Below are 15,508 nucleotides of genomic sequence, written 5' to 3'. Positions count from 1 at the left end.
CAAAACCGGGGAAGTACGTCGATGGTGGGGGACGGCAGGTCGTGAGGTTTCCGCGCTTGCCGCGGAGGCCTCATGACCTGGCGGCCAACGCCCCGGCCTCAGCAGGACGGCAGCATCAGAGCATCACCTGCGCCACCCCGGCGCGCGCCAGCCGATCCAGCTCCTGGGGATCTGCCTCGTTGTCGGTGACCAGCACGTCGATATCGGCGCAATCGCAGACCTGCATCCGGCTGCCTTGCCCGAGCTTGCTGGAGTCAGCAAGCAGCACACGCTGTCGCGCACGGGCCAGCATCGCCTGCGCCACCGCCACCTCCGCCCACAGATAGCTTGACGCGCCTTGCCGCGCGTCGAGTGCCGTCGGCGAGATCAGCGCGATGTCCACGCGATGCCGCGCGATCTCCGCGACGGTGAATTCGCCGAAGGTCCCCGACGTCTCCGGCACATACGCCCCGCCGAGCATCAGCAGCTCGTGCCCCTGGCGCCCCGCCATCGCGTCGCACACCGCGACCGAGTTCGTGATCACGCGCAGCTCCTGCGCCTGGGCGAGCGCCTGCGCCAGCGCATGCGTCGTCGATCCCGCATCGATGAACAGGCTCATCCCCGGCTTCACCAGCGAAAGCGCCTGCCGCGCGATCGCCTGCTTCTGCCGCCGGCGCGACTGCGCGCGCTCCGCGTAGCTGGCTTCGGCCGGCACCTCCGACTGCACTGCGCCGCCGTGCACACGGGCGAGCTTGCCGCCCTGCTCCAGCTCGATCAGGTCGCGACGCACCGTCTCGCGCGACACGCCGAGCTCGCGCGCCGCTTCGTCCGTCGTGAGGCGGTGGCGCTCCCGCAGCAGCAAGAGGATTTTGTCGTGTCGTTCCTGGGACCACATGGATCGCTTGTTCTCCCTGCCGGAGCCTCGGCCGCCGCATCCCTGTCGATGGGTTCAGCCGTCACCGGACGTCGCATTCACCCAAATCCACGCAGCGCCTTCATGACAGTTTGAGGATTTATTTGTGATGTTGTGGATATCCAGCAGTCATCGCGAGAAGCGCTGTGGTTTTCCGTGTTTGTCGTTGTCTTGTCGTGGACGGTTGTGACAGTGCGGGTCGTTCGTTGGTCAAACCGACCGCATTGACGACCTCTCCTCCGACACCTCAACGCACCGAGTCCCCACCATGAAGCACCCGATGCCCACCGCGCTGGTCCTGGCCCTGAGCCTGGCCTATGTCTTCCCCGCCGCCGCCCAATCGACCGACGCCGCGAAGTCCGCCGACACGACCGCCGCCGCGTCGTCCGAGCGCTCCGAGCTGGAGCGCGTCACCGTCTCCGTCGGCCGCGGCCAGCTGCGCTCCGTGCAGAGCCTGAGCCAGACCGAGTTCGACAACGCCCTGGCCGGCAGCAGCCCGCTGGCAACCGTCGCCCGCCTGCCCGGCGTGAACTTCCAGTCCGCCGACGGCCTGGGCAACTACGAGTGGTCGACCCGCTTCACCGTGCGCGGCTTCTCGCAGAACCAGATCGGCTTCACGCTCGACGACGTGCCGCTGGGCGACATGTCCTACGGCAACTTCAACGGCCTGCACATCAGCCGCGCGATCTCGAGCGAGAACGTCGGGCGCGCCTCGCTGTCGCAGGGCGCCGGCGCGCTGGAAGCGGCCTCGTCCAGCAACCTGGGCGGCACGCTGCAGTTCTATTCGAGCGACCCGCTGGAGAAGTTCGGCTTCCGCGCCTCGCAGACCATCGGCAGCGATTCCGCCGCCCGCACCTTCCTGCGCGTGGACAGCGGCCGCACGGTGGTCGGCGACTTCTACGTCAGCTACACCAACCAGGACGCCGACAAGTGGAAGGGCGACGGCAAGCAGAAGCAGGAGCAGTGGAACCTGAAGTGGACCAAGGCGATCGGCGACAGCCGCCTGTCCGCCTTCATCAACACCTCGCGCCGCAAGGAAGTGGACTACCAGGATCTGTCGCTGGACCTGATCAAGCGCAAGGGCGACACGCTGGACAATTTCTACCCGAACTTCGCCGCCGCGGTGAACGCCTCCAATACGCTGTGCGGCAACAACGGCAGCACCTACGTGGCCGCCTGCGACGACCAGTATTACGCCGGCGCCGGCCTGCGCAACGATGAGCTGTACGGCGCCACCGCCGACCTGCGCCTGGCGCAGAACATCACCTGGAAGACGACGGCCTACTACCACCACAACAAGGGCATGGGCCTGTGGTTCACGCCGTACCAGGCCTCGCCGGACGGCACGCCGATCTCGGTGCGCACGACCGAGTACGGTATCAAGCGCGGCGGCGTGGTCTCCAACGCCGAGTTCGACCTGGGCGACCACCTGATCAAGGCCGGCGTCTGGTTCGAGGACAACGACTTCGACCAGGCCCGCCGCTTCTACGCCGCCTCGGCCAACACCAGCGTCTACCAGTTCCCGAGCAACCCGTTCCTGACGCAGTGGCAGTACGCGTTCAATACGAAGACCTCGCAGTTCTCGCTGTCCGACACCTGGTCGGTGGCCAAGGACCTGACCGTCGGCGCCGGCTTCAAGGCGCTGAAGGTCAAGATCGACGGCCAGCTGGAAGCGGGCACCGGCATGCCGTCGGGCTCGATCAGCGCGGAGAAGGGCTTCCTGCCGCAGCTGGGCATCAACTACCGCCTGTCGGCCAACAACGAGCTCTACGGCACGCTGGCCCGCAACATGCGCGCCTACCAGGGCGCGGCGACCGGCACCTCGCCGTTCGCGACGACCACCGCCGGCTTCAACGCCATCAAGGGCAGCCTGAAGCCCGAGACCTCCGACACCGTGGAAGCCGGCTGGCGGACCAGCGGCCGCGGCTATGAAGGCTCGGTCAGCGCCTACCTGGTCAACTTCAAGGACCGCCTGCTGAGCGTGCAGCAAGGCTCCGGCATCCAGGGCAACCCGGTCGTGCTGTCCAACGTCGGCGACGTGCGCGCCACCGGCGTGGAAGCGGCCCTGTCCTTCCGCCTGGCCTCGGCGCTCACCTGGTACAACAGCGTGAGCCTGTCCAAGTCGACCTACCGCGACGACGTCGTCAGCGGCACCACGACGATCGCGATCCGCGGCAAGCGCGTGGCCGACGCGCCGGACACGATGATCAAGTCGCAGCTGGGCTACGACGACGGCGCGCTGTTCGGCAACATCGGCGTGGACTACATGTCCAAGCGCTACTACTCGTACACCAACGACGCCTCGGTCCCGGACCGCACGCTGGTGAACCTGAGCGCCGGCTACAAGCTGAAGAACGTGTCGATGCTGCGCGAGCTGAGCCTGCAAGGCAGCGTGACCAACGTGTTCGACAAGCACTACATCTCGACGATCGGCTCCAACGGCTTCACGAACAGCGACCCGACGGGCACCTACGCAACGCTGCTGCCGGGCGCACCCCGTCAGTTCTTCGTGACGCTGACCGGGAAGTTCTGAGGCCATGGCCGGGGACGTCGATGACGTGAAGGGCGCTCCCGATGCGGGCGCCCGGCTGACACGCCGTCAGCTGCTGGCGGGTTCGCTGGCGGCGCCTATCGCGGTGCCGCTGGCAGGCTGCGCCGCGACGGACTCGGCGGACCCGGCGACTCCGGTCGCCGAACCGACCGCGAAGATCGATGCGGAGGCGCCCCGGCGCTTCCGCGTCGCCTTCGGGTCCTGCGCGAAGCAGTCCAAGCCGCAGCCGATCTGGCGCGCGATCGGGGCGGCGAAGCCGGACCTGTTCGTCTTCCTCGGCGACAACCTGTACGCCGATGCCCGCGACGAAGCCACGCTGCGACAGCGTTACGCCGAGTTCATGGCGGTGGAGCCGCTGCAGGCATTCCGGCGCTCGACGCGCCACGTCGCGATCTGGGACGACCACGACTTCGGCGACGACGACGAAGGCGCGGACTATCCGCTCAAGCAGCTCTCGCAGCAGCTGTTCTGCGATGCGTGGAACGAGCCGGCCGACTCGCCGCGCCGGCGCGCGGACGGCATCTACCAGAGCTATGTCTTCGAAGCGTTCGGCCGGCGCATCCAGATGATCCTGCCGGACCTGCGCTTCAACCGCACGATGCTGACGGCGGACCCGTCGCTGAAGTCGAGCTACGCGGCGATGGTGCTGCGCGCCAAGCTCAGCGGACAGCCGATGACCGGCTGGTACGTGCCGGACGCGCGGCCCGAGGCGACGCTGCTCGGCGAGGCGCAGTGGACCTGGCTCGAAGCCCAGCTGCGCGTGCCGGCGGACGTGCGGCTGATCGGCTCCAGCGTGCAGTTCGCGGCCGATGGCAGCGGCTGGGAAGGCTGGGCCAACTTTCCGCGGGAGCGCGCCCGGCTGGTCGAGCTGATCCGCACGACGCGCGCCGAAGGCGTCGTCTTCCTCAGCGGCGACATGCATTACGCGGAGCTCTCCAGCATCGATGTCGACGGAGGCTACCCGCTGTGGGACGCGACCTCCAGCGGCCTGACCGAGGTCTGGGACATCCCCACGCCCAACCGCAACCGGCGCTCGGCGGTGATGGCGGAACTCAACTTCGGCGTGCTCGACATCGAGCCTGTCACCGAAGGAGAGGATGATCTTCGCCTGCGCTTCGCGCTGTGCGACGTGAATGGAAAGGCCAAGGTGACGAAGGCCCTGACGTTGTCGGGCCTGCGCTTCCCGGCCAAGGAGAAGACCGCATGACCCTGTCCCGACGCAGCCTGCTGCGGACCCTGCCCGCTTCGCTGCCGGCCCTCGTGCCCGCGGCACTGCCCGCCCTCCTGCCCGTGTCATTCGGGCTTTTTGCGTTTGACGCCGCGGCGCAAGGCGGCCAGCCGGCCTCGATCGCGCTGGACGCGCTGATGACCGCCGCCCGCAAGGAGGGCCGCGTGAACAGCCTGGGCATGCCCGACGACTGGGCCAACTGGCGCGCGACCTGGGCCGACCTGCAGCGGCTCTACGGCCTGGCGCATGTCGACACCGACATGAGCAGCGCCGAGGAGATCGCCAAGATCGAGGCCGAGAAATCCAACGCGAGCGCGGACATCGGCGACGTGGGTTTCGAGTTCGGCGCGATCGCGAAGGCGCGCGGCATCACGCAGCCCTACAAGCCGACGACCTGGGCGCAGGTGCCGGACTGGGCCAAGGATGCCGACGGCCATTGGGCGCTCGCCTACACCGGCACGATCGCGTTCGCGGTCAACCGCAAGCGGCTGAAGGACGTGCCGCGCAGCTGGCAGGCGCTGTTCGCGTCCAAGGCACGCGTGATGATCGGCGAGGTCGGCCGCGCGGCGCAGTCCAACGCGGCGGTGCTGGCGGCGGCGGTCGCGCTGGGCGGCGACGAGACCAAGCTGCAGCCGGCGCTGGCCGCCTTCGCGCAGATCGCGAAGGACAAGCGCCTGATCGGCACCAACGCGACGCCCGCGCTGCTGGAGCGGGCCGAGGCCGACGTCTTCCTGCTGTGGGACTTCAACGCCCTGTCCTACCGCGCGAAGCTGCCCAACGCGGCGGACTACGAGGTGCTGATCCCGTCGGACGGCTCGATCACCAGCGGCTACACGACGATCCTCAACCGCTGGGCGCCGCATCCGAACGCCGCGATGCTGGCGCGCGAATACATCTTCAGCGATGCCGGCCAGATGAACCTCGCGCGCGGTCACGCCCGGCCGATCCGCATCGCGCAGCTGCCGCTGCCGCCGGACCTGAAGGCGCTGCTGGTGCCCGAGGCGCAGTACGCGAAAGCCCGTGCGCTGAAGCCCGCCGTGTGGACCGAAGAGGTCAAGAAGCTCCCACGCGCGTGGCAGCGCGAGGTGCTGGGAGCGGCGCGATGACCACGAGCACCGGCCCTCTTCCTCCTCCCTTCCCGGGCGCCTCGACGAGCGCCGGAGCGCCTTCGCCCACGGCCGCGGCCGCAACCATCTCCACTGCCCCGCCAGCCTCGCTGCCGACCTCCTCGTCCTCGATCGACGCCGCGGCGGAAGCGGCCGCTGCGATCGCCCAGGCGGCGGATCCGGCGCGCAAGCTGGTCGTGCTGCTGGCCGACGGTCTGCGCGCCGACACCGCGCGCGACTACATGGGCTACCTGCAGGCGCTCAACGAGGCGGGCCGCGCGCAATGGCGCTCGCTGCGCTGCGAGCTGCCGAGCCTGTCGCGCCCGCTGTACGCGACGGTGATCAACGGCGAGCCGCCGTTGACGCACGGGATCCTCGGGAACGGTCAGGCGGGGCAGCGGCTCGCGCATCACCTGTTCCAGCGGCTGGACGCGCAGGGCGTGCCCGCGGCGGTCGCCGCGTATCACTGGTTCTACGAGCTGCTGGCGGGCGAGGTCTTTGATCCGCTGCGCCATCGCGACGCGGTGCCGACCGGTTGCGGCATCCAGGCGGCGCGCTGGTACTGGGAGGACGACTATCCCGACAGCCACCTGCTCGCCGATGCCGAAGCACTGCGCCGCGCGCACCTGCCGGTGCAAGGCCCGTCGCTGCTGTTCATCCATCCGATGGGGCCGGACCTCGCGGGTCATGTGCACGGCGGTGAATCGACGCAGTACGCGATGAGCGCGCGCAAGCTCGACATGCTGCTCGCGCAGCTGCTGCCGCGCTGGCACGCCGACGGCTTCGACCTGCTGCTGACCAGCGACCACGGCATGAACGCCGATCGCATGCACGGCGGCCCGCTGCCGGTCGAGCGCGAGGTTCCGCTCGTCTGGGTGCCGCACGACGGCGCGGTGGGCTTGGAATTGCCCGAGCGTCAGACCGGCATCGCGGACTGGATCCTTGCGCGGCTGGGCATCAAGGACGCCATGGGCGGCGCGCTCGCATGAGCCTGAACGCGCGGACCGCCACGCGCCTCGCCGGGCCGCTGCTCCTGCTGACGGCAGCCGCCCTGCTGCTGCCCTTCGGCTGGCGCGCCATCTCGCTCCTGGTCGACTGCATCGGCCAGGGCAACGGCTGCGCCATCGGCGAGCTGACCGCCGACGGCTACTACCTCGAAGCCGCCTGGAACACGCTGTGGCTGGGCATGCTGTCGGCGCTGATCGGCCTGGCCATCGGTCTCGGCGCGGCGATCGCGCTGCTGCGCGTGCCGCGGCTGGAGTCCTCGGTGACCCTGCTCGCGAGCCTCGGCGCCAACTTCTCCGGCGTGCCGCTCGCGGTGGCGCTGCTGCTGCTCTTCGGCGCGCAAGGCGTCGTGACGGCGACGATGCAGGCCGCCGGGCTCGCGCCATGGGTGGACCTGCAGGGGTTGGACGGACTGCTGCTCGCCTATGTCTGCTTCCAGGCACCGCTCGCGACGCTGCTGCTCATCGCGCCAGTCAAGATGCTGGACGGCTCGCTGCAGGACGCCGCAGCCACGCTCGGCGCGGGGCCGGTGCTGTACTGGCAGCGCGTCGGTCTGCCGTTGATGCTGCCGAGTCTGGTGGAAGTTTTCGGTCTTCTCTTCGCCAACGCAGCGGCGGCCTTCGCCACGCCGTTCGCGCTGAGCGGCACGGCGGCGCATGTGCTCGCGGTGCGCATCGCCTCGCTGGTGAGCGGCGACATCTTTGCGCAGCCCGAGCTGTCGGCGCTGCTGGCGCTGGTGCTGTTCGCAATGCTCGCGGTGGTGATCGGCCTGACGCGCTGGACGGCAGCGCGACTGCGGAGGGGCCACGCATGAGCGCCACCTCGACCTCCACCACGAACCGTCCCGTGATCTCGACGCTCGCGCTGTCGGCGTTGCTGATCGTGGTGCTCGTGCCGATGGCGGCCTTGCTGGTCTACGGCCTCACCGGGCGATGGGACCGCCACTGGTGGCCGGAGGATCCGACGCTGCGCTGGATCGTCGATGCCGTCGCCGATCCGCGCGTGCAGGGCGCGGTGGTGCGCACGACGCTGCTCGCCTTGGCGAGCGCGACCTTGGCGCTGCTCTGCGGCGCGTTGGCGACGATTCCCGCGGCCCTCGCGGTGCAGCTCGACGACGGCCCGGCCGCACGTCGACTGCAGCGCAGCTTGGACCTCGTGGCGCTGCTGCCCTTCGCGATCGCGCCGGTGGTGATCGCGATCAGCGCGCTGGAGCTCTTCGTCGGCCGCTGGGGCGGCTGGCTGCCGCTCCCGCTCGTCTACGTCGCGGTGGTCGCGCCGACGCTCTTTCCGCTGATCCACAAGACGCTGCAATCGGCGCTCGCGCAGTTGAACGCGGCCTCGCTGATCGAGGCGGGCCGCACGCTGGGCGCGAGCGACGGCCACACGGTGCGACGCGTGCTGCTGCCGATGCTGGCGCCGGCGCTGCTCGCGGCGTTCCTGCTCGCGTGGGTCACGGCGGCGATGGAATTCGCGATCGCCAACCTGCTGCTCGGCGGGCAGCTGGAGCTGCTGCAACCGCTGATGAACAGCCTGCGCAACGCCAACGGCCACCAGGCGGCGGCGCTGATGGTGCTGGCCTTCGCCGGTGTCGGCGCGGTCGTCGCGGCGGTCGCCGCGCTCACCCGCCGCTGGACGTCAGCCGCGTAGCGCCGATGAGCGCCCGCCTCGCCACGACCTTGCGTTCCCGCTTCACTTCAACGACCTCCGTGCGATGACCTCGACCGCTCCTTCGACTTCCCACGATGCCGACGTGCCGGCGCAACTCGCGGTCCGCGGCGCCGAGCTCGCGCTGGGCGGGCGACCGGTGCTGCGCGGCATCGACCTGACGCTGGCGCGCGGCGAAGTCGTCGCGCTGCTGGGCGCCTCGGGCTGCGGCAAGACGACGCTGCTGCGCTCGATCGCGGGGCTGCAGCGGCTGGACCGCGGGTCCATCGCGATGGCGGGACAGTACGTGGAGTCGTTGCGACCGCAGCAGCGCGACATCGGCATGGTGTTCCAGCACTACGCGCTGTTCCCGAATCTCTCGGTGAGGGAGAACATCCGCTTCGGCCCGCTGGCGCGCGGCGAGGAGGATGCGCTCGCAGACTCGCGGGCGGACGAGCTGCTCGATCTCATCGACCTGCGCGCGCTGGCGGACAGGCTGCCGCAGGCGCTGTCGGGCGGACAGCGTCAACGCGTGGCGCTCGCACGGGCGCTGGCGACGCGGCCGATGCTGCTGCTGATGGACGAGCCGTTCTCCGCGCTCGACGAGCACTTCCGGCTGCCGCTGCGGCGGCAGTTCCGGCAGCTGCAGCGCGAGCTCGGCCAGAGCTGCGTGATCGTCACGCACGACCGCGAGGAAGCATTCGAAATCGCCGACCGCGTGGCGGTCATGTTCGACGGCGTCATCGCGCAATGCGCGTCGCCGCGCGAGCTGCGGCGCGCACCGGCGAACCGGCGGGTGGCGGACTTCCTCGGGATCTTCAATCGGTTGGACGCACGAACCTTGGACAGCGCGTGGCGACGCGACCGCGGCCACTGGATCGCGCCCGTGGAGGCGCTGGTGCTCGAGGATGGCCAGGGTGCCGGCGACGCATCGCGGGAAGCGCTGCGATTCACGGCCACGCTGCGGGCGAGTTATCCCGGGCAGCAGCGCGTGGCGTGTGAGCTGGAGGGGCCGGGGGGACAGACGCTGACGCTGTGGCGCAGTCATGAAGAGGCCGAGCTCGCTCCCGGCAGCGTGGTGCAGGTGGCGATCGCCGAACCGGCGTTGCGGTGGATCGAGGGATAGCCGCCGGTGCGGCATGGCGACGATCCCGGTTGCGGCTCATGCCGCAGGGCAAGGGCGGTTGAGGCCGGTCAGTCGATCTTCGGGCGATACGCCACTGGCAACGCCTCCCGATACGGATAGAACTTGAAGTACGGCCTCGCCTCCTCGAGCGTGCGCACGACCGACGGGCGTTGCATCAAACGCTCGAAGTACGCCTCGAGCCGCTGCTGCGAGGGCGCGAACGGCACCAGCGTCGCCGCATAGAACAGCGACGGCGCCGCCGCGCAGTCCGCCATGCTGAAGTGCTCGCCCGCGGCCCACGCGCGATCGGCAATCCGCTCATCCAGCATCCCGTACGCCATCGCCAGCGTGTCGCGCGCCTTCTTCACGGCGATCGGATCGCGGTCCGCTTCCGCGCGCAACCGGTCCCCGACGATCGCCTGCATCGGCAGCATCACGTAGAGATCGAGCAGCCGATCCATCAACCTCACCTCCAGCGCCGCGTCCTCATCCGTCGGCACCAGCTGCTGATCCGGCCGCCCGTATCGCTTGGCGAGGTACTCGATGATCACGCTGGTCTCCGGCACCACGCGATCGCCGTCGACCAGCAGCGGCATCTTCCCCGTCGGCCAACGCGCGAGGAACGCCGTCCGCTGCGCCGGATCGCCGAGGTCCAGGAAACGCCGCTCGACGTCGATGTCCAGCTCGTTCAACGCGATCAGCGCCTTGTGGCAGAACGATGAGAGCGGATGGAAGTGCAGGCTCAGCGCCATGTCATTCACCTTGATGGGGTTGCCTTGCGAGACAGGTTAACTCGCCCTCACGGGACCAAGTTAGGGGCAGCGCTTTCGATCCCCGTCGCCTAAGTTTCAGGACCGCGCCACGGCGCGGCAAGACGGGCGGCCTCTCGGCGCTTGACGTTTCCACTCCCCTCCACTACATTAAATCCATCGCATGCGATTGAAGCGCATCCGATCAAGAGCCTCCCCCCTCAATCTCCCCAGACTCCCAGGAATCCATCATGACCAAGATCGACAAAGTCCTCCTGACCGGCAAGACCCACACGCAAGTGGCGGGCGGCGGCTCCAAGGCCAGCCGTCACGACTACAAGGTGAACATGACCCTGACCGCCCCCGGCGCGCCGACGCACCAGTTCGACGCCATCGTGCCCCACCCGACCGCGGAACAACTCTTCGCCGGCGCCTGGTCGGCCTGCTACACCGGCGCGATCGGCCTGGCCGCCAGCGCCCGCAAGCTGACGTTGCCCGACGACATGGCCGTCGACATCGAGGTGGACCTCGGCATGACCGGCAATGCCTACTTCCTGCAGGCCCGCCTGAACGTGCGGCTGCCCGGCCTCAACCAGGAAGTCGCCGAGGCGCTGGCCCGCGAAGCGGACCGGACCTGCCCCTACTCCAAGGCGGTGCACGGCAACATCGACGTGGCGTTGACGGTGACGACGGCCTGAGCCGACTTCCCTGCCCACATATGTCGCATGCGATCAATACGCATGCGTCATTCATGGACATCGAAGGCACGATAAAGTCGCATGCGATGGACGCGCCGCGTCCACGCATCCGACCACGAGGGATTTCGATGTCCGCAGCCAAGAAGCCGCCTGTCGAGGCGTTCCCGCTCGCCGAGTACCTGTGCTTCGCCGTGTACTCGGCCAACCTGGCTTTCGGCCGGGCGTACAAGCCGATGCTGGACCAGCTCGGACTCACCTACACGCAGTACATCGCCGTGGTCGCCCTCGCCGAGGAGGACGACCAGACCGTCGGCAGCCTCGGGGCCAAGCTGTTCCTCGAGTCCAACACCCTGACGCCGATGCTCAAGAAGCTCGAGGCGATGGGTTACGTCGAGCGGCAGCGCGACTCGGCGGACGAGCGCATCGTCCGCGTGCGCCTGACCCGCAGCGGCCGCAAGCTGCGCGACAAGGCGGTGGAACTCAATTCCCCGCTGCTGGCCGCCACCGGTCTGTCGCCCGACGAGTTCGCCCGCGTGCAGAAGAGCATCGCGGCATTGCGCGACAGCCTGATCGCCTCCACCGGAGAGGCCGACGCCTGATTCCAGGCCGCCCACATTCTGTTTCCATCGCCTACCGCCCTCGTGGTGGCCGCCTCCCCCTTCACGGGAACGGTCTTTGCCTCCTGCCCGGTTCCCGTCCGTGCAACATCGCAAGAACGACGAACAAAAGGAGGACCGATGGAAGCCGCCTCTCTGAAACTGGGCCTCGTCGGCAACTGCGCCGTCAGCGCATTGATCGACGACCGCGCCCGCGTCGTCTGGTGCTGCGCCCCGCGCTTCGACGGCGATCCCGTCTTCCACGCGCTCATCGACTCCCCGGACGGCATCGGTCCTGACGGCACCTTCCAGATCGAGCTGGAAGATTTTTCCCGCAGCGAGCAGTCCTACGACCACGGCACCGCCGTGCTGCGCACCCGCCTCTACGACACGCACGGCAACGGCATCGAGATCACCGATTTCATGCCGCGCTTCTTCCTCAACGACCGGCCCTACCGGCCCATGATGCTGGTGCGGCGCATGCGCCCGATCCAGGGCCATCCGCGCATCCGCGTCATCCTGCGGCCCGTCATCCAGTGGGGCTCCGCCCACCCGGCCCGCACACGCGGCAGCAACCACCTGCGCTTCGTCGGCCCGGAAGGCACCATCCGCCTGACCACCAACGCGCCGCTCACCTACGTGCAGGAAGAGACGCCCTTCGCGCTCGACATGCCGATGAGCTTCATCTTCGGCCCCGACGAGACGCTGGACCGCGCGGTCGAGGACACCGCCCGGCTGCTCGAGGAGAAGACCATCAGCTACTGGCGCGACTGGACACGCCGCCTGGCCATCCCGCTCGAATGGCAGGAGGCCGTGATCCGCGCCGCGATCACGCTGAAGATGTGCCTCTTCGAGGAGACGGGTGCCATCGTCGCCGCGATGACCACCAGCGTGCCCGAGGCCCCGCACACGCAGCGCAACTGGGACTACCGCTATTGCTGGCTGCGCGACGCGTTCTTCGTCGTGCGCGCGCTCAACAGCCTGTCCGAGACAGGCACGATGGAGGACTACCTGCGCTGGATGCGCAACATCATCGGCCAGTCCAAGGACGGTCACGTGCAGCCGCTCTACGGCATCGGGCTCGAGGCCAAGCTGACCGAGTACATGGTCCCGCACCTGCGCGGCTACCGCGGCATGGGCCCGGTGCGCGCCGGCAACCAGGCCTACGAGCATTTCCAGCACGACGTCTACGGCAACATCGTGCTGGGCTCGGCGCAGTCCTTCTTCGACCACCGCCTGCACCAGCGCGCGGGCATCGACGAGTTCGCGCTGCTGGAACGCGCCGGGGAGCAGGCCTTCGCCATCCACGACAAGCCCGACGCCAGCATGTGGGAGCTGCGCACGCGGGCCCGCGTCCACACCTCGTCGGTGCTGATGAACTGGGCCGCCTGCGACCGCCTGGCCAAGATCGCCAACGTGCTCGACCTGCCGGAGCGCGCCGCGCTCTGGACGGAACGCGCCGCGCTGATCAAGCAGAAGATCCTCGACAACGCCTGGAGCGAACAGCGCCAGGCCTTCGTCGAGAGCTTCGGCGGCAAGGACCTCGACGCCAGCGTGCTGCTGATGACCGAGGTCGGCTTCATCGATCCGATGGATCCGCGCTTCATCAAGACCGTCGATGCCTTGGAGGCCTCGCTCTGCGACGGCCCCTACATGCGCCGCTACGAGGCGCCGGACGACTTCGGCAAGCCCGAGACCTCGTTCAACATCTGCGCGTTCTGGCGCATCGACGCGCTCGCGCGCATCGGACGCGTCGAGCAGGCGCGGGAGCTGTTCGAGGCGCTGCTCGCCTCGCGCAACCACCTCGGCCTGCTGTCCGAGGACACCCACCCCGTCACCGGCGAGCTCTGGGGCAACTTCCCGCAGACCTACTCGATGGTGGGCATCATCAACGGGGCGGTGCGGCTGTCACGACCGTGGGAATCCAAGATCTGACGCGCCACGCCACACCGGCGTGAGCGCCGCGGACCGGTCGCGGCGCGGCCGCGCGGCCCGCCCCGTCGAGGCTCAGGCCTGCACCATCCCGCCGTCGACGAACAGCTCGATGCCGGTGACGAAGGACGAGGCGTCCGAGGCCAGGTAGACCGCCGCCTTCGCGATGTCCTCCGGCTGGCCGATGCGGCCGATCGGCAGCTGCGAGGTCAGGTAGTCCAGCAGGCCCTGCTGGTTGGCCGGATCGGGGCCGGCCAGCTCCACCAGACCCGGCGTGTGGATCGGGCCCGGGGACAGCGTGTTGATGCGGATCGCACGGCCCTTCAGGTCCAGGATCCAGCTGCGCGCCAGGTTGCGCACCGCCGCCTTCGTCGCGCTGTAGATGCTGAAGTTGGCCGTGCCCATCGAGCTCGTCGTCGATCCGGCCAGGATCACCGACGCGCCGTGGCTCGCCTTGTCGAGCAGCGGCAGCGCCTTCTGCACGGTGAAGATCACGCCCTTGACGTTGCGCTCGAAGGTCTCGTCGACGTGCTGCTCGGTCAGCTCGCCCAGCGGGGCCATCGTGCCGCCGCCGGCATTGGCGTAGAGCACGTCCAGACGGCCATGGCGCTCGCCGACCTCGGCGTACAGCCGGTCGAGATCGGCCAGCTTCGTCGAGTCCGCCTGCACGCCGATCGCATTCGTGCCGATCGCCGCCACCGCGGCGTCGAGCTCCGGCTTGCGACGACCGGTGATGTAGACGACCGCGCCTTCCGACGCGAAGGCCTTCGCCGCCGCCAGGCCGATGCCGGTGGTGCCGCCGGTCACGACCGCGACCTTGCCTTCAAGTTGCTTGCTCATGTTTCGCTCCATTCAGGAAGTGGTGAAGAGGTGAGCGAAGCTTAAGAATTCGTCCTCTTCGAATAAAGTCGTCGATCACGACTTCTTTTTTCCAGATCCTGAATAATCGAGCCATTCAAGCGTCGACGTCCGCGCGCATCGACGCGCCAACACGAACAAGAGAGCCCTTCGATGGACCAGTTGCTTGCCTTGCGCGTCTTCGTGCGCATCGCTGAATCGGGCGCGTTCTCGAAGGCCGCGGACGCGATGAACATCCCGCGTCCGACCGTGACGAAGCTGGTGCAGGACCTGGAGCGCCACCTCGGCACGCGGCTGCTGCAGCGCACGACGCGGCGCGTCAGCGTGACGCCCGAAGGCGCCGCGTACTACGAGCGCGCCCGGCGCCTGATCGACGACCTCGCGGAGATGGATGAGCTGGCCGCCCGATCACGCGCGCAGGCGCGGGGCCGGCTGCGCGTGGACGTCGGCTCGGTGCTGGCCAACATGATCCTGATCCCCGCCCTGCCCGACTTCCGCGCGCGCCATCCCGAGCTGCACGTGGACCTGGGCGTCAGCGACCGGCCCGTCGACCTCATCGGCGAAGGCGTCGACTGCGTGATCCGCGGCGGCGAGCTGGCGGACAACACGCTGGTGGCGCGCCGCATCGCCGACCTCGACTGGGTCACCTGCGCGAGCCCGGTCTACCTGAAGGCGCGCGGCGTGCCCAAGCATCCATCCGAGTTGATCGCGCGGGCCCATGGCCCCGAGGATCGCGCCCGCGTGCCCGGACATGCGATCGCGGGCTACTTCTCGTCGCTGACGGGCCGGGCGTTTCCGCTGGAGTTCCACCGCGGCGACGAACACCTGCTGATCGCCGGCGAGGCGGTGATGGCCGTCAACGAGAGCACCGCGCATCTCAGCACGCTGCTGTCGGGTGCGGGGCTGGGACAGACCTTCCGCTTCGCGGCGGCGCCGCATCTGGAGACCGGCTCGCTGCGCACGGTCCTCGACGACTGGACCCGGCCGCGCCATCCGCTGCACGTGGTCTACCCGGCGTCGCGGCACCTGAGCGCGAAGCTGCGGCTGTTCGTCGACTGGGTCGCGGAGGTGTTCGCGCCTTTCGACGACCGGCGCTGAATCAGGCGGCCGGCGCGGCGACCCC

At 69.0% G+C, this 15,508-nt stretch carries 14 protein-coding genes; 11 read left to right on the top strand and 3 right to left on the bottom strand.

Features of this window, described 5'->3' with window-relative positions; genetic code table 11:
- Window positions 1-115: 115 nt before the first annotated feature.
- Window positions 116-874 (bottom strand): DeoR/GlpR family DNA-binding transcription regulator, encoded by a 759-nt coding sequence (locus ACQ4L4_RS24800; RefSeq protein ID WP_431101463.1) that lies wholly within the window; start codon window positions 872-874, stop codon window positions 116-118.
- A gap of 286 nt (window positions 875-1,160) precedes the next feature.
- Here ACQ4L4_RS24800 and ACQ4L4_RS24795 point away from each other — a divergent pair, with 286 nt between their 5' ends.
- The 7 genes from ACQ4L4_RS24795 to ACQ4L4_RS24765 all read left to right on the top strand — a co-directional run bounded on the left by ACQ4L4_RS24795 (window position 1,161) and on the right by ACQ4L4_RS24765 (window position 9,552).
- Window positions 1,161-3,425 (top strand): TonB-dependent receptor, encoded by a 2,265-nt coding sequence (locus ACQ4L4_RS24795; protein WP_431101462.1) that lies wholly within the window; start codon window positions 1,161-1,163, stop codon window positions 3,423-3,425.
- Between the two features lie 4 nt (window positions 3,426-3,429).
- A complete protein-coding gene (locus ACQ4L4_RS24790; protein ID WP_431101461.1) occupies window positions 3,430-4,650 on the top strand; it encodes an alkaline phosphatase D family protein in 1,221 nt (406 codons plus the stop codon).
- Complete coding sequence (locus tag ACQ4L4_RS24785; RefSeq protein WP_431101460.1) at window positions 4,647-5,777, top strand: ABC transporter substrate-binding protein; 1,131 nt, start codon at window positions 4,647-4,649, stop codon at window positions 5,775-5,777. The genes ACQ4L4_RS24790 and ACQ4L4_RS24785 overlap by 4 nt, the downstream gene beginning before the upstream one ends.
- Window positions 5,774-6,766 carry an alkaline phosphatase family protein gene (locus ACQ4L4_RS24780; protein WP_431101459.1) on the top strand — a complete coding sequence of 331 codons (993 nt, stop codon included), beginning with the start codon at window positions 5,774-5,776 and terminating at the stop codon, window positions 6,764-6,766. The genes ACQ4L4_RS24785 and ACQ4L4_RS24780 overlap by 4 nt, the downstream gene beginning before the upstream one ends.
- Complete coding sequence (locus ACQ4L4_RS24775) at window positions 6,763-7,596, top strand: hypothetical protein (RefSeq protein WP_431101458.1); 834 nt, start codon at window positions 6,763-6,765, stop codon at window positions 7,594-7,596. The genes ACQ4L4_RS24780 and ACQ4L4_RS24775 overlap by 4 nt, the downstream gene beginning before the upstream one ends.
- Window positions 7,593-8,429: an ABC transporter permease subunit gene (locus ACQ4L4_RS24770; protein ID WP_431101457.1), complete on the top strand. Its 837-nt coding sequence runs from the start codon at window positions 7,593-7,595 to the stop codon at window positions 8,427-8,429. The genes ACQ4L4_RS24775 and ACQ4L4_RS24770 overlap by 4 nt, the downstream gene beginning before the upstream one ends.
- Window positions 8,430-8,493: 64 nt before the next feature.
- Window positions 8,494-9,552: an ABC transporter ATP-binding protein gene (locus ACQ4L4_RS24765; protein ID WP_431101456.1), complete on the top strand. Its 1,059-nt coding sequence runs from the start codon at window positions 8,494-8,496 to the stop codon at window positions 9,550-9,552.
- 68 nt (window positions 9,553-9,620) lie between these two features.
- On the opposite strand, the gene ACQ4L4_RS24760 is transcribed toward ACQ4L4_RS24765, so the two are convergent.
- A complete protein-coding gene (locus ACQ4L4_RS24760) occupies window positions 9,621-10,304 on the bottom strand; it encodes a glutathione S-transferase family protein (RefSeq protein ID WP_431101455.1) in 684 nt (227 codons plus the stop codon).
- A 248-nt stretch (window positions 10,305-10,552) separates the two neighbouring features.
- On the opposite strand from ACQ4L4_RS24760, the gene ACQ4L4_RS24755 reads away from it, so the two are divergent.
- From ACQ4L4_RS24755 to ACQ4L4_RS24745, 3 genes are all read left to right on the top strand, one after another.
- Window positions 10,553-10,999: an Ohr family peroxiredoxin gene (locus ACQ4L4_RS24755; protein ID WP_431101454.1), complete on the top strand. Its 447-nt coding sequence runs from the start codon at window positions 10,553-10,555 to the stop codon at window positions 10,997-10,999.
- A gap of 128 nt (window positions 11,000-11,127) precedes the next feature.
- A complete protein-coding gene (locus tag ACQ4L4_RS24750; RefSeq protein WP_431101453.1) occupies window positions 11,128-11,598 on the top strand; it encodes a MarR family winged helix-turn-helix transcriptional regulator in 471 nt (156 codons plus the stop codon).
- Window positions 11,599-11,736: 138 nt separating this feature from the next.
- Window positions 11,737-13,530 (top strand): glycoside hydrolase family 15 protein, encoded by a 1,794-nt coding sequence (locus tag ACQ4L4_RS24745; RefSeq protein WP_431101452.1) that lies wholly within the window; start codon window positions 11,737-11,739, stop codon window positions 13,528-13,530.
- A 72-nt stretch (window positions 13,531-13,602) separates the two neighbouring features.
- On the opposite strand, the gene ACQ4L4_RS24740 is transcribed toward ACQ4L4_RS24745, so the two are convergent.
- Window positions 13,603-14,367, bottom strand: coding sequence for an SDR family NAD(P)-dependent oxidoreductase (locus ACQ4L4_RS24740; RefSeq protein ID WP_431101451.1), 765 nt, complete (start codon window positions 14,365-14,367; stop codon window positions 13,603-13,605).
- A gap of 171 nt (window positions 14,368-14,538) precedes the next feature.
- On the opposite strand from ACQ4L4_RS24740, the gene ACQ4L4_RS24735 reads away from it, so the two are divergent.
- A complete protein-coding gene (locus tag ACQ4L4_RS24735) occupies window positions 14,539-15,483 on the top strand; it encodes a LysR substrate-binding domain-containing protein (protein WP_431101450.1) in 945 nt (314 codons plus the stop codon).
- The last annotated feature ends 25 nt before the right edge of the window (window positions 15,484-15,508 follow it).

Source organism: Roseateles noduli, assembly GCF_050626985.1.
In the GTDB taxonomy this organism is placed as follows: Bacteria; Pseudomonadota; Gammaproteobacteria; order Burkholderiales; family Burkholderiaceae_C; genus Roseateles; species Roseateles noduli_A.
The sequence above is the reverse complement of the archived record's forward strand: the minus strand, read 5'-3'. Positions and strand labels throughout refer to the sequence as shown.